16 protein-coding genes are annotated in these 14,990 nt (G+C 36.5%); 13 read left to right on the top strand and 3 right to left on the bottom strand.

Annotated features, from left to right (window positions below):
- Positions 1-90: 90 nt before the first annotated feature.
- Positions 91-570: a GAF domain-containing protein gene (locus KGF86_RS17635; protein ID WP_211742591.1), complete on the bottom strand. Its 480-nt coding sequence runs from the start codon at positions 568-570 to the stop codon at positions 91-93.
- A 122-nt stretch (positions 571-692) separates the two neighbouring features.
- Between KGF86_RS17635 and refZ the strand changes: the two genes are divergently transcribed.
- The 10 genes from refZ to KGF86_RS17685 all read left to right on the top strand — a co-directional run bounded on the left by refZ (position 693) and on the right by KGF86_RS17685 (position 10,674).
- Complete coding sequence (gene refZ / locus KGF86_RS17640; protein WP_186871338.1) at positions 693-1,301, top strand: forespore capture DNA-binding protein RefZ; 609 nt, start codon at positions 693-695, stop codon at positions 1,299-1,301.
- Positions 1,302-1,857: 556 nt separating this feature from the next.
- On the top strand, positions 1,858-3,543 hold the full coding sequence (gene ezrA / locus KGF86_RS17645; RefSeq protein WP_186871339.1) for a septation ring formation regulator EzrA: 1,686 nt from the start codon (positions 1,858-1,860) through the stop codon (positions 3,541-3,543).
- Positions 3,544-3,753: 210 nt separating this feature from the next.
- Positions 3,754-4,893 carry a cysteine desulfurase family protein gene (locus tag KGF86_RS17650; protein WP_211742592.1) on the top strand — a complete coding sequence of 380 codons (1,140 nt, stop codon included), beginning with the start codon at positions 3,754-3,756 and terminating at the stop codon, positions 4,891-4,893.
- A 6-nt stretch (positions 4,894-4,899) separates the two neighbouring features.
- On the top strand, positions 4,900-6,102 hold the full coding sequence (gene thiI, locus KGF86_RS17655) for a tRNA uracil 4-sulfurtransferase ThiI (RefSeq protein ID WP_211742593.1): 1,203 nt from the start codon (positions 4,900-4,902) through the stop codon (positions 6,100-6,102).
- Between the two features lie 93 nt (positions 6,103-6,195).
- Positions 6,196-6,405, top strand: coding sequence for an alpha/beta-type small acid-soluble spore protein (locus KGF86_RS17660; protein WP_211742594.1), 210 nt, complete (start codon positions 6,196-6,198; stop codon positions 6,403-6,405).
- A gap of 128 nt (positions 6,406-6,533) precedes the next feature.
- Positions 6,534-7,136: a DUF2953 domain-containing protein gene (locus tag KGF86_RS17665; protein WP_211742595.1), complete on the top strand. Its 603-nt coding sequence runs from the start codon at positions 6,534-6,536 to the stop codon at positions 7,134-7,136.
- 28 nt (positions 7,137-7,164) lie between these two features.
- Positions 7,165-7,722, top strand: coding sequence for a GerW family sporulation protein (gene ytfJ / locus KGF86_RS17670; protein ID WP_211742596.1), 558 nt, complete (start codon positions 7,165-7,167; stop codon positions 7,720-7,722).
- A gap of 80 nt (positions 7,723-7,802) precedes the next feature.
- Complete coding sequence (gene tpx / locus KGF86_RS17675; protein WP_211742597.1) at positions 7,803-8,303, top strand: thiol peroxidase; 501 nt, start codon at positions 7,803-7,805, stop codon at positions 8,301-8,303.
- Between the two features lie 191 nt (positions 8,304-8,494).
- A complete protein-coding gene (locus tag KGF86_RS17680) occupies positions 8,495-9,493 on the top strand; it encodes a class I SAM-dependent methyltransferase (protein WP_211742598.1) in 999 nt (332 codons plus the stop codon).
- On the top strand, positions 9,490-10,674 hold the full coding sequence (locus tag KGF86_RS17685) for an acetate kinase (RefSeq protein ID WP_211742599.1): 1,185 nt from the start codon (positions 9,490-9,492) through the stop codon (positions 10,672-10,674). The genes KGF86_RS17680 and KGF86_RS17685 overlap by 4 nt, the downstream gene beginning before the upstream one ends.
- A gap of 131 nt (positions 10,675-10,805) precedes the next feature.
- On the opposite strand, the gene KGF86_RS17690 is transcribed toward KGF86_RS17685, so the two are convergent.
- Positions 10,806-11,240, bottom strand: coding sequence for a universal stress protein (locus KGF86_RS17690; RefSeq protein WP_186871348.1), 435 nt, complete (start codon positions 11,238-11,240; stop codon positions 10,806-10,808).
- Positions 11,241-11,355: 115 nt separating this feature from the next.
- On the opposite strand from KGF86_RS17690, the gene KGF86_RS17695 reads away from it, so the two are divergent.
- Entirely contained in the window at positions 11,356-11,520 is a 165-nt protein-coding gene (locus KGF86_RS17695; protein WP_211742600.1) for a hypothetical protein, read from the top strand.
- A 136-nt stretch (positions 11,521-11,656) separates the two neighbouring features.
- Complete coding sequence (ald, locus tag KGF86_RS17700) at positions 11,657-12,772, top strand: alanine dehydrogenase (protein ID WP_186871350.1); 1,116 nt, start codon at positions 11,657-11,659, stop codon at positions 12,770-12,772.
- A gap of 255 nt (positions 12,773-13,027) precedes the next feature.
- Here ald and KGF86_RS17705 read toward each other — a convergent pair whose 3' ends face one another.
- The gene (locus KGF86_RS17705; protein WP_211742601.1) at positions 13,028-14,125 is read right to left on the bottom strand and encodes a M24 family metallopeptidase; all 1,098 of its coding nucleotides are present in this window, start codon (positions 14,123-14,125) and stop codon (positions 13,028-13,030) included.
- Between the two features lie 133 nt (positions 14,126-14,258).
- Here KGF86_RS17705 and KGF86_RS17710 point away from each other — a divergent pair, with 133 nt between their 5' ends.
- On the top strand, positions 14,259-14,924 hold the full coding sequence (locus KGF86_RS17710; protein ID WP_186871352.1) for a PspA/IM30 family protein: 666 nt from the start codon (positions 14,259-14,261) through the stop codon (positions 14,922-14,924).
- The last annotated feature ends 66 nt before the right edge of the window (positions 14,925-14,990 follow it).

Consider the following 14,990-nt stretch of genomic DNA (forward strand, 5'->3'; position numbering starts at 1 on the left):
TTCTTTTTTCCCAGCCTCTTCTTTGTATTGCTTTTGTTACGCGGGGCGTCTCTCGAAACGGGTATGGACGAATAAATTATTGTATGAAACCTAAAGATATTTCGTTAATTCGGTAACAAATTTCTCCAAGTATACTTGATCCGTTTCATCAAAGCGATCTAATATCGGGCTATCAATATCTAGCACACCGAATATTTCACCATCTTTTATAATTGGAACAACAATTTCTGATTTACTTGCACTGTCACACGCAATATGCCCAGGGAATTGATTAACATCTTCAATTCGCTGTGTTTTACGTTCTTTAACAGCAGTACCACATACACCTTTTCCATAACCAATGCGAATGCAAGCTGGTAATCCTTGGAATGGTCCTAAAACAAGTTCGTCATCTTTCCATAAATAGAACCCCACCCAATTGGTTTCATCAAGAAATTGATTTAATAAGGCAGAAGCATTGGATAAATTAGCAATAACATCTGTTTCACCATCTACTAATGCTGATAACTGTTTAATTAATAGTTCATAATCTTTTACTCTATCACCAGAATATAAACTCGATTGAAACATAGATAAACATCCTCCCTAAAAATAGTTATAATTAATCCTGATGAATGAAGCAGGATAATTTATTTTTCTGTCGTATTAATAATATATATGAAACTAAATGATTACGAAAGGAGTTGGATTCAATGAAAGATTCCCCTACTAAACGAAAAGTAGTTGAGGCTGCTTCCTCCCTTTTTTATCAAAAAGGATTCCATGGTACTTCTGTTCGTGACATCGCAGAAAAAGCCTCTGTTAATGTTTCCTCTATAAGCTACTACTTTAAAGGAAAGCAGGGACTATTAGAGTATGCTGTCTCACGTTATTACGAAGAATATTTAGCAATCATTGAAGCAACTCTAGAAGAATCAGGTGATGATACCCCTAATGAAAAATTGAAAAAATTAATACATAAGATTATACAATATAAACATAGTAACCTACAATTATCCTGCTTTATACATCGTGAATTATCCATGGATTCTGTGTTTGTTCGTGAAATGGTTGTTACCTACTTAGCGAAAGAAAATTTCATTATTGGAAATGCATTCTCCGCTGTAGTTAAAGGAAGTAACGCAGATAAACAAAAATTAGATCGGCAATTTTTACTGATGCAATTAAAAGGTATGCTTGTAACACCTTATGTTTTACATAATGAATGGCGGAGTCAGGTCGTAGGGGATTATTCGCATTCATTATTTGTTACCAAATATGTTCAGACCATTCATCAATGGATTGATTATATAACCCGATAAGAAAGGAAAAGAGGCTGGGACAAAAGTAAAACAAAGGTAGTAAAAAAAGAACAATCACCACATTAGCCCAGGAAATATACGGAGACTCCTGTGGGAGGAAAGGCATCGGTGAGACCCCAGGAGAGCGTTAGCTCTGAGGAGGCTCACCAGCCACCCGACGGTAAAGAAGACACTGCGAGGTCTCTTCGAGCAGTTGTCGCACTTATACTGTGATAAAGTGTAAAGAAGACACAGCGAGGCCTTTTCGAGCAGCTGTCGCCCCTGTTCTGGAAGCAACCGCAGGTATATTTCCAGGGCGGGTTTGATGCGTTCGGTTTATCCTATGTTAGAAATAGTTTTGTCCCAGCCTTTTTTCATTCTAGTGTAGCTAAAAATTTGAAGGAATTATATAACTACTCACATAATCTGACAAAAAATCACTTTTTTAATTGATTTTTTTAGCCAAAAATCGCGGATACATGGTATTATAATGATTATAGAAAAATAGCTTTACATGATAAGAGAATCATTTTTATATAAAGGAATTTCTTCTTGGGATTTTTTAGGGGGCTTTACTATGGAATATATTATTGGAATTGTACTTGTCATAATCGCACTAATTATTATAAGCCTTATTATGAGAAAGAGAATTTATGATTTAGTTGACCGTCTAGAGGGCTGGAAGCTCGATGTCATGAACAGAAATGTATCTGCGCAGTTAACAAGAATTAAAGCGTTAAATCTATCTGGTGAGACGCAAGACCGATTCGAATCTTGGAAGGAACGATGGGATTATATTCTTTCAAAATCGCTTCCAGATATTGAAGAATATTTATTCGATGCTGAAGAGGCCGCGGACCGATTCCGTTTCTCGAACGCAAAGAAGATTCTGCGAAAAACGGAGCAGAGCTTACAAACAATTGAAAAAGATATTGATAAAATTCTTATTGAATTAGATGCATTAGTTGAATCAGAAGAAACAAGTCGTAAAGAAGTGGAAAATATTCAACCCGCAATTAAGCAGTTACGTAAGAAAATTGCACAGAATAGATTCCAATATGGAAAAGCGGAGTTGCGTTTTGAAGTAGAGATTGACGAACTAGCAGAGATGCTAAATCAATACCACGAACTAGTGGATTTAGGGAATTATACTGAGGCGAAAGAATTGGTAGACTCCCTAAAAGAACGTCTAGATTTACTTACAGTCGAAATGGAAGAATTTCCAGAAATATATCGAGCATGTAAACAGGACATTCCTGCCCAAATAGATGATTTATATGCTGGAATTAAAGAGATGAAAGAAGAAGGATTCCGCATTGATCATCTAGGGTTTGAAAATGAATTACAAGGGTACCAACAGCGACTTTTAGATTGTGTTATCGCACTAGAAAAGGGAACATCAACAGAAGCGAGAACCTTAATGAAAGAGGTTGAAGATCGTATTCAGGAAATGTATCAATTGTTGGAGAAAGAAGCAATTGCCAAAAATTATATGGAGACACAAGTTCCAAGCTACCAAAAGTCAGTAGAAGAAATTGCGGCATCTTTTGAAGAAACGAAATCAGAGGTTGACTTATTGAAGCAAACGTATTATTTTGATGATCAAGATATGGAAAAATATCTATCATTGGAAAAGAGTATTGGACAGCTGCAAAAAATATTCGATGAAGTTGTAGAAGGTCTAGAAGAGGATGATATGCCTCATTCAGAGCTTCGAACACAGCTGGAAACTGGATTTAATCAGTTAGAAGAGCTTTTTGAAAAGCATCATGATTTTAAAGCAAGTATTTATAACATGAGGAAAGACGAGATAGAAGCGAAAGAAAAATTAGCTGATATCCGTGAACAAATTAATGAGACGAACCGCAAGATTAAAAAGAGTAATATTCCTGGAGTACCAAATTTTATTTGGAATTCAATGGACGAAGCTTTAGAGAAAAGTAATCATGTATTAAAAACATTGGAGAAAAGTCCTTTAGATATTGCTGAAGTACAGCGCTCATTAACAGCAGCTAAAGCAGCAGTGGATTTATTGGTAGAGCAAACGGAAGTCATGGTAGATCAAGCTCGTTTAACTGAACAAGTTATACAGTATGCTAACCGTTACAGAAGTAAATACCCATTGCTTGCTGCGAAGCTATTAGAAGCAGAAAATTTATTTAGAAGTTATGAATATGAAGTAGCATTGGAACAGGCTGCTAAAGCACTTGAAGAAGTGGAGCCTGGTGCGTTAAAGCGAATTGAAGAACATCAATTAATATAAAAAATAAGAATGGTCAGTGAGGCTGCTTTATGGAAAGAGATTTCCTAAAGACAGCCTTCCGTTTTGTGTTTGGTATGGAGTTAAGATAAGATTAAAATCTTTCACGTTATTGGAAGTTTTTCTATAATGATATTTTGGGATTAAATACGATATGAGTTGTTATAAGCAGCTCTCATGTTGCAATAAAAAGTGATAAAAGGAGGATTTTTCATGATATATCTAGATAATAGTGCAACCACGAAACCACATCCAGAAGTATTACAAAGTTTTCAACAGGTATCAACCAGTTTCTTTGCAAATCCTTCTTCTATCCATATCCTTGGTGGAGAGACGGAGAAACTTCTACTAAAATCGAAGGAACAAGCTGCGAATCTTCTGAACGTATATGAGGATGAAATTATCTTCACATCAGGTGGTACAGAAGGGAATAATATTGCCATTAAGGGAATAGCATTACAGCATCAAGGGCGAGGTAAGCATATCATTACCTCTGAAATTGAACATCCTTCTGTCTATGAGGCATGTAAAAGTTTAGAAGCGCTAGGGTTTCAAATAACCTATTTACCTGTAAATGAAACTGGTGTTGTGTCTGTTGAAGATGTAAAACGTGCGATTCAACCGGATACAATTTTAATTAGTATTATGCATGTTAATAACGAAATTGGTTCCATTCAACCCATAAAAGAAATTGGTGAAATTGCTAAAAACCATCCAAAGCTCTTCTTCCATGTGGATCATGTTCAGGGCTTAGGGAAGGTGCCGATTACCCTTTCTAATAGTGGAATTGACTTGTGTACGATGTCAGGACATAAAATCCATGGACTCAAAGGTACTGGTATCCTGTATAAGCGTAGAGGTGTAAAGCTATTTCCTTTATTCCACGGTGGAGACCAAGAGCTAAAAATCCGCTCTGGGACAGAAAATCTAGCTGGTGCGGTGGCGTTTGTAAAAGCACTACGTCTGATTAAAGAAAGACAAGTGAGGGATTCGGAGAAATTATTCCAATTAAACCTTTATTTACGTCAGGAATTAGGAGAAATAGAGGAGGTCGTTATTAATTCTTCTGAGCAGGCTGCACCACATATCCTGAACTTTTCAATTCCTGGATTAAAACCTGAGGTAATGATTCATACTTTAGGAAAGCAAGGGATATTTATTTCAACAAAATCCGCATGTTCGTCTAAAGATTTAGATGAAAGTAGAATTGTAAAGGCATGTGGATTCTCGCAAGATAGGGCGAAATCGGCATTACGTGTTAGTCTTTCCTATGACAATACAATGGACGAAATAAAAACGTTTATTCATAAACTGAAAGAAGCAATAAACCAACTAAAAGAAGTAATGGAGTAGATAATAATGGAATTTGATCATATATTAATTCGCTACGGAGAACTAGCGTTAAAAGGTAAGAATCGTAAACTATTTGTAGAAAAGTTACAACAAAACATTCGTCATAAATTAATGGATTATCCAGAAGTAAAAGTGAAAAGAACCCAAGGGAGAATGTTTATCCTATTAAATGGAGAAGATCCACAACCTATTATGGAGAAGGTTAAGCATATCTTCGGAATTCATAGCCTAAGTTTAGCGATAAAAGTGGAAAATGAATTGGAAAGCATTAAAGAAGCTGCTTTATATGCGTTGACAAATGCAGAAGAAGTGAAAAAATTTAAAGTTACTGTAAAACGTATTAATAAAGGATTTCCAGTACGATCTCAAGAATTGAATCAAATCTTAGGCGGACATCTCTTAAGCCATACCGATTCATATACGGTAGATGTACACAACCCAGATTTAGAAGTAAAAGTAGAAATACGCCAAGAAGCTACTTACATTTCTTCAAGTGTTGTACGAGGTGCAGGGGGACTTCCAGTAGGAACCTCTGGTAAGACGCTATTACTGTTATCCGGAGGAATAGACAGTCCAGTTGCAGGCTATCTTGCGATGAAGCGTGGTGTTGAGATTGAAGCAATTCATTTCCATTCGCCACCATTTACAAGTGAACGAGCAAAGCAAAAGGTGTTGGATTTAACAGAAAAATTAGCAAGCTTTGGTCCAAGTATTAAAATCCATATCGTTCCGTTTACGAAGCTTCAACAAAAAATATTCCAAGAAACACCTGATGGATACGGCATGACGGTAATGAGAAGGATGATGTTACGCATTAGTGAAAGAGTGTCTCAAAAGGAAGGTATCCTTTCCATGACAACGGGTGAAAATTTAGGTCAAGTAGCAAGTCAAACAATGACTAGTATGAATACGATTAATGAGGTTACAAATTATCCGATTATAAGACCGTTAATAACAATGGATAAAGATGAAATCATAGAGATTTCAAAAAACATTGATACCTTTGATATTTCAATAAGACCTTACGAAGATTGCTGTACTATCTTTGTACCAAAAGCACCGAAAACAAAACCTAAACGAGATCGCGTGAACTATTTTGAATCTAAGTTTGATTATGAGGATTTAATTCAAGAAGCAATCGATGGTATAGAAGTCGTAAGAATTACCGATAAGAAGAAAGCAGAGGATGCTTTTGAAGGTTTATTTTAACCAGTAGTATATTTAGCAACACTTACCAATTAATAATATGAATGTTTCACCTCTAATACGCACATTATAAGTGTACCAAGGAGGTGAAATACCATGGCAAACAACAATAGCAACAATTCTAACCAATTACTTGTACCTGGTGCTGAACAAGCGCTAGAACAAATGAAGTATGAGATTGCTCAAGAATTTGGTGTTCAACTTGGTGCTGATACAACTTCTCGTGCTAACGGTTCCGTTGGTGGAGAAATCACAAAACGTCTTGTTCAAATGGCTGAACAACAGTTTGGTGGATTTAACGGTTAATACTAATTAAATAGTTTAAATGGCTGAGGACCATTCTCTACCCGAGGATGGTCCTCTTTATATTTGTTTATGCATAAAAAATGGAAACTTGTGGCAAACTATCGTTATTAAATCGTGGAGATGGAAGCATGGCTTGGATAATTACTGCGCTTGTAATATGTATCATCGTAATACTACTTCTTATCCTAAATGTGAAGGTACGAGTTTATTATCGATATCAAACAACGAATCATTTTATGACAGTGGATATATATTATATCCGACTACGAATCATCCATCGGAAACTGGTTTTAAATGACCAGCCTCAAAAAGAAAAAACGTCTATCCTAGACATACTCGAAGAAATGGATTTGGAAGATTACAAAGACATGAAGCAAGTCGTACAAACCGTAATCCCTTCGTTCAAAGAAATGAAGAAGATAATCAAAATGATGATGAAAAGTATTGTCATCCATCAATTATCATGGAGAACGGATTTTGGTACTGGTGATGCCGCTTCAACTGGCATTATGTCTGGGGGGGTCTGGATGATGAAAGGAACAGTTGTTAGCTTTTTTCATGAATTATCTAACCTAAGCTGCCAACCGAAACTATCGGTCACACCCCATTTTCAACAAAGAGGACTATATTCTGAAATAGATTGCATTGTATCTATCCGATTAGGAAAAGCTATTCACACCGGGTTACGTTTATTACGAAATAGTAATTTTAACAAGGAAATATATACTTAGACAAGCAAATTTATAAAGGAGGATAACAATGGAGGAACATCCGATTCAAGGTCTTATGACGACAGCTATGGAAAGTTTAAAGGATATGGTAGAGGTCAATACAATAATTGGTGATCCTATTGAATCTCCAGATGGAAGTGTCATTATTCCAGTGTCAAAAGTAGGGTTTGGATTCGCTGCAGGTGGAAGTGAATTTGTACCAAGTGATTCTGGCTCCGGATCTGGGGGAGATAGCGATAGTACTAGTAGTGAAGCGGTATTCCCATTTGGCGGTGGTAGTGGTGGTGGTGTATCGATTACACCGGTAGCCTTCCTAATTGTAAATCATAAAGGAATTAAAATGGTACACCTCGATCAGAACACCCATATCTATGAAAAGCTAATAGACTTTGCTCCAAAAGCTGTTGAAAAAATTCAGCAGCTACTAAAAGAGAGTAGCCAAAATAAAGGGCAAGGATCCAAAGAGAAACAAAAGAGTAATGTAACGAAAGATAGTGGAGAGAAGAATGATAAAGACGTGGATGAAAACAAGCAATCTGGGGATAAAAAGAAAGAATCTGATGAAGCATCAATCTACGATATTTAAGACAATGGCGATTCTTTTCTTGGAAATCGCCATTTTATTCTACTATAATAGAAATAAGTCTATGGAATAGGAGGAAGAAAATGGTTAATGTTACGTTTAAACAAGAGCCAGTTACATTAGTAGGAAACGAATTAAAGGTCGGGGATCAAGCTCCAGATTTTAAGGTCCTTACGAATGACTTAGAAGAAAAATCACTAGCAGATTACAAAGGGAAGATTAAATTAATAAGTGTCGTCCCATCGGTTGATACGGGTGTTTGCTCAATACAAACAAATCGTTTTAATGCAGAGGCGCAAAAGCTAGAAAATGTACATGTTCTAACGGTGAGTATGGATTTACCTTTCGCTCAAAAGCGCTGGCGTGAAGTGAATAATGTAGAAAGTCTTCAATTACTTTCTGATCATCGTGATGCAGATTTTGGTGAAAAATATGGCGTTTTAATAAAAGAACTTCGTCTTCTTGCTCGTTCTATATTTGTAGTAGATTCCAGTGATAAGGTTACATATGTTGAATATGTTCCTGAAGTGTCAGACCATCCTGACTACGATAAAGCACTAGAAGCGGCTAAACAGGCAGAATAAAGTATGAAAAAGTCTCCCGCTATAGGTATTGATTCCCAAAGATTCTTACATTGGGGTTATACCTTAATAAGGGGACTTTTTTTCATTAATCTTAAGTGAAATAAAAATCTTCTGTCTAAATCATTATCTTGTACAGGGTGTGCTGCATCTGATACAATATAACGGGTCTCAATGGAACGGAGGATTATAATATGGAAAAAACAAAGGTTGAAAACTTGTTTGAATGGATGGATGAGACTACCCAAGTCATTGAACAACATTTAAATGAGCCCTATCTGGATAGTTTAGTTCTGGCATTAGAAACACTCTATTATCAGAGTCCGGAAGAATCGATGGATGATATCCTCACACATAAACTGAATACAGCATTAGAACGCATTCAGTTGAACGACTATCATTCTGATGATATACGCAAAGCTATTCAGTTTGCCGTGTTAAAAGGAATGAAGGATAAGACACAACAGCAGCATCTGATTACCCCAGAAGCTGTCTCGTTACTTGTAGGTTATCTCGTTCAAAAATTAGTCAAAAGTGAAACGTTACGTATATTTGATCCAGCTTCAGGCACTGGTAATATGCTCACAACCGTTATATCACAATTAGATACATCAGTTGAGGCTTACGCTAGTGAAGTGGATCCAACTTTAATACAATTAGCATTAATTAGTGCTAATTTACAAAAAACACCTATTGAATTTTTCCATCAGGATAGCCTAAGACCCTTCTTATTAGATCCAGTAGATTTAATTGTCTCGGACTTGCCTGTAGGGTATTATCCAGACGACATTCGTGCAGCAAGCTATGAATTGAAAGCAAAAGAAGGTCATTCTTTCAGTCACCATTTGTTTATCGAGCAAAGTTTAAATTATACAAAACATGGTGGCCATTTAGTATTGATGGTACCGAACTTCATTTTTGAGAGTGAAGGAAAGGACGAGCTACATGCTTTCATTCAAAAACATGCCCATATCGTTGGGGTAGTTCAGCTACCGGAAAGTGCTTTTAAATCTAAGAAAAATGCTAAATTCATATTAATCTTGCAGAAGAAGGGGAAAAATACAGAGGGACCGAAGCAACCATTATTAGTACAACTTCCTTCGTTGAAAAACACTAGTGCGATGGAGGATGTCTTAAGTAAAATGAATAATTGGTTTAAAGATTACCATAACAACAGGAGTGAACAAAATTGACAAACGTATTAGCTATTAATGCTGGAAGTTCATCGTTAAAATTCCAGCTCATTCAAATGCCAGAAGAGATTGTAAAAGCTAAAGGGCTTGTAGAAAGAATTGGCTTACCTGAGGCGGTATTTACATTTGAAGTAGACCAAAAAGATAAACAAATTACCGATATACCGAACCATGAGGTGGCAGCAAAATTATTATTAGACAAGCTTACATCATCCGGAGTAATTCAATCATTAGATGAAATTAATGCTGTTGGACATCGTATTGTTCATGGTGGTGAAAAGTTTAATGACTCTGTTTTGATAACGGAACAAGTTATTAAAGAAATAGAAGAAGTTTCTGAACTTGCACCATTACATAATCCAGCAAACTTAACAGGGGTTCATGCTTTTAAGGAAGTTTTACCAAATGTACCAATGGTAGCAGTCTTTGATACAGCTTTCCATCAAACAATGGAACCTAAGTCATATTTATATAGCTTACCATATGAGTTTTATGAAGAATATGGTATCCGTAAATATGGCTTCCACGGGACATCCCATAAATATGTTTCACAACGTGCGGCGGAAATAATGGGTAAACCGATTGAAGATTTACGTTTGATTTCCTGTCATTTAGGAAATGGAGCAAGTATAGCAGCTATTAAAGGTGGTAAATCTATTGATACTTCTATGGGATTCACTCCTTTAGCTGGTGTAACAATGGGGACACGCTCTGGTAACATTGACCCAGCGTTAATTCCATATATTATGGATAAGACAGGGAAAACAGCAGAAGAAGTTATCAATGTACTGAATAAAGAAAGCGGAATGCTTGCGTTATCTGGATTTTCAAGTGATTTGCGCGATATTGAAGGTCAAGCAGATACAAATAAACGTGCTGAACTAGCACTTGATGTGTTTGCAAGTAGAATTCATAAGTATATTGGATCTTATGGTGCAATTATGTCAGGAATTGATGCAGTTATTTTCACAGCTGGTGTTGGTGAGAATAGTGACACGATTCGCGCTAAAGTTTTAAACGGATTAGAATTTATGGGTATTTATTGGGATCCAACATTAAATCATGCAGCAAGAGGCAAAGAACAAATGATTAGTTACCCACATTCACCTGTGAAAGTTATCGTTATTCCTACCAATGAGGAAGTAATGATTGCCCGTGATACTATCCGTCTAGCACAATAACCTAAATATACTAAAGATTAGTGGGTAAAGTCATCGACGGATGGTTTACCCACTATTTTATTTTAGAGTTATAGTGAGAAGGGAATGAAAGCATTATCAGGCACAACAATTTTGAATTTGAACAAAAATTGTTATCGTACTACAAGCACATCACAGGATGCATGTCTCGTGATACTTTCCGATACACTACCAATTAAAAATCTTTCCACTGCATTCATCCCAGTAGCTCCGCAAATAATTAAATCTGCTTTGACATTGTCCGCTATATCTTTTGCAATCTTTACTTTAGGGGAACCGTATTCTATACAATAGGAGATATTGTTAATACTAGCTTTTTTGGCATATTCCGTATAATTTTGAATTAGCTCTTTGCCATATTCTTCAGCTTTACTTGATAATGTCCCATCATAAGACTCTGCATAAGCAAAAGAACGATAGTCCACTACATGCGCAATAATTAAATGAGCATTATTGCGCTTCACAATATCAAGTGCTTTGTTAAAAGCTATTTCAGAGGCAGGAGAACCATCAATTGCAACTACTATATTTTTATACTCATATCTCATCATTATCTCCCCTTTCTTATCTACCATTATTATACAATAAAAACGCTTTCATTTGGTAAAAGTAAACAGGCCTTTCTTGACGAAAAACGCACAAACTAACAATGGGGGTGAGTTGATGGCAAGGAATAATAAGAATAAAAATAAACACAAATTATTCGAAGATCCAAGTGGCGTTTCCGCGGTAAAGAACCAGCTTTTTGAGAGTTATCAAAGTGGTGTAGTAGAGGACCAGTTACACAATAACAAAGGGATATGGACATTTAACAATAGAAAGGCATAATGTTCATGTAAACAATCTACTCGAATTTTGGGTAGATTGTTTTGTAGTTATTCGGTATTCTAATAATAATAGTAGTATTTTTTACAAAATTTGATACAATGGAAGTGCTTACAATATTACAGGGAAGGTGTTCCAAATGAAAATTGGGGTTCCAAGAGAAATAAAAAACAATGAGAACAGAGTCGCGATTACACCGGCTGGAGTCATGACCTTAAAAAATGCTGGTCACGATGTATTTATTGAAACGAATGCAGGCATTGGTTCTGGATTTAACGATGACCAATATATACAAGCGGGTGCAGTAATAGTGGATACTGCAAAAGAGGTATGGGAACAGGAAATGGTGATGAAAGTAAAAGAGCCATTACCCGAAGAATATGACTATTTCTATGAAGGATTAATATTGTTTACATATCTTCATTTGGCAGCAGAACCAGAGCTCACACGTGCTTTACTTGAGAAAAAAGTAATTGGACTGGCTTATGAAACAGTTCAACTAGGTAACGGTTCTTTACCATTATTAACACCGATGAGTGAAGTTGCAGGTCGTATGGCTGCCCAAATCGGAGCTCAATTTTTAGAAAAACCAAAAGGTGGAAAAGGGATATTACTTGCGGGAATCCCTGGGGTTAAAAGAGCTAATGTAACGATTATTGGTGGTGGTGTGGTTGGTACAAATGCAGCGAAGATTGCAGTTGGATTAGGGGCAAATGTAACGATCCTGGATCTAAATCCGGAAAGGCTACGCTATTTAGATGATATTTTTGGTTCTTCGATTAATACGATGATTTCTAATCCACTGAACATTGCTGAATGTGTTCGTGAATCAGATTTAGTAATTGGTGCAGTGCTTATTCCAGGAGCAAAAGCACCAAGGCTAGTGACAGAGGAAATGGTAAAAGCGATGTCAGAGGGCTCTGTCATTGTAGATGTTGCCATTGACCAAGGTGGAATATTTGAAACGAGTGATCGAATTACTACCCATGATAATCCGACGTATACGAAGCATGGTGTGCTTCATTATTCTGTTGCAAATATGCCAGGAGGAGTACCTAGAACATCTACGATTGGTTTAACAAATGTTACAGTGCCATATGCGTTACAAATAGCTAATAAAGGATACCGCGATGCATGCCTAGGAAATACGGCATTATTAAAGGGATTAAATACGCTAGATGGCTACGTAACCTATGAAGCAGTCGCAGTTGCACATGGTTTGGAGTATAGAAGTGTAGAAAACTTATTAGGTTAAAAAATATAGAGGTTGGGACAAAACTTAAACAAAGGTAATAAAAAACGAACCATCACCACATTAGCCCCGAAAATATACGGAGACTCCTGTGGGAGGAAAGGGCACGGTTGAGACCCCAGGGGAGCGTTAGCTCTGGGGAGGCTCACCAGCCGCCCACGTAAAGCGTAGTATATTTCCGGGGCGGGTTTAATGCGCTAACTTTAATGTTCGGTATATCTTATGTTAGAAATAGTTTTGTCCCAGCCTCTTTACGTATTAATCGATGATTTGGAGTTCTTTAGGGAATATTGTTAGTATTTCTGGACCATTTTCGGTCATGAAAATCATATCTTCAATACGGACACCAGCTGTTTTTGGCACATAAATCCCTGGTTCGATTGTATAACACATTCCTTTTTGTAACCGTAATGTATTATTACCGTGTAAAGATGGATATTCATGTGTTTCTAACCCTAAGCCATGTCCGATTCGATGGTTAAAATATTTTCCATATCCACTTGCTTCAATATACTCACGTGCAGCTTTATCAATATTTCCGACTGCAGTGCCTAATGTTGAAGCCTTAATTGCTTTTAATTGTCCATTTAAAACTGTGTTATATATTTTTTCTTGTTCCGGAGTTATAGACTGAAAAGCAACAGTCCGCGTTATATCAGAGCAATACCCTTCATAAACTACACCAAGGTCAAATAATACCATATCACCTTTTTTAAGTTTAGCTGTTCCTGGTGTACCATGTGGAGAAGCAGTTTTGTCACCAAATAAGGTCATGGTAGAGAATGACATTGCCTGAACACCTTGTTTTTTAAGTTCATATTCAATAGTGGCTATGACCTCAAGCTCACTTATACCTTCTTTTAAAGCATTTATACCGGTTTGAACACCGAAGTCAGCTAGTTCAGCAGCTCGTTTCAGTAATGCGTATTCTTCTTCCGTTTTGATGACACGTAGCGTTGAAAGTAGCTCTTGTGCATTTTTAATGGTAGAATTAGGTAGAATACTTTTAATATTATGGTATCGGCTTAATGTAAGGTTATCTTCCTCTACACCAATTGTTCCAGGTAGGTTTCCTGATTCTTTTAAGAACGATTTGAACAATTCCCATGGATTTTCATGGTCATGATAGTCAATCATAGCATACTTCCAACCAGCGTTTTTTGCATCTTCTGCTTCCATCGCTGGTAGAATGAGTACAGGATCTTGAGTAGTACTTACATACACAGCAACAATTCTTTCATGTGGATCAGTTAAATAGTTACTTAAATAATATACATTTGCTGGTGTTGTTACTAGCATACTGTCTAGTTGATTTTTTTGTAATTCACTTAGTAAAGATTGAATTCTATTAGACATTTATTTCACCTCGTTTATTCTAATTATAAACGTTAAAAAAAATGAATTACAACTAAGAAAATTGAAACCTTTCCTTTTTTCTTTCGTACTATAGGTAAGACATTCAATAAATTTAAATTAATGGAGGTTGCTTATGTTTAAATTTTTTAAGAGAGTAAAGACAGTTGTAAGTTCAGAATTAAATGCAATGCTTGATAAAGCGGAAGATCCAGTAAAAATGCTAGATCAATTCCTTCGTGACATGGGAGCAGATATTCAAGAAGCAGAAGCTGCTGTAGCGAAGCAAATAGCAAACGAAAAAATATTAAAACGTAAAGCAGAAGATGCGCAAGCAATGGTTGAGAAAAGACAGGCACAAGCTGAAAAAGCCGTACTTGCTGGCGAAGATGAGTTGGCTAAAAGAGCATTGCAAGAGAAGAAAGAATATGAAAACCAAGCTACATTGCTTCAGCAATCCTATGAGCAAGCTAAAAATGACTCGCAAGTACTTAAAACAAAGCTAGATGAAATGAAGAAAGAATACCAAGAAATGAACCTGAAAAAAGATTCATTAAAAGCGCGTGCAGAAGCTGCTAAAACACGTACGAAAATAAATCGTAGCATGTCATCTATCGGTGGTGATGAGTCAAGACGTGGCTTTGAACGCATGGAGGAAAAAGTACTTCAATTTGAAGCAGAAGCAGAAACGACAGAAGATCTATCAACGCAAGCTCGTACATTAGATGATGAATTTAGAAAACTGGATTCTAATGTAGATGATGATTTAGAAGCATTAAAGAGAGCAATGGGGAAAGAGTAATCAAAAAAGCCCGGGAAGCGAAGTCTATATGATTCCCAATCCTTCGTATGGTAAAACAAAGACAGC

Origin of the sequence: Ornithinibacillus massiliensis (genome assembly GCF_018310345.1) — a bacterium.
In the GTDB taxonomy this organism is placed as follows: domain Bacteria; phylum Bacillota; class Bacilli; order Bacillales; family Amphibacillaceae; genus Ornithinibacillus; species Ornithinibacillus massiliensis.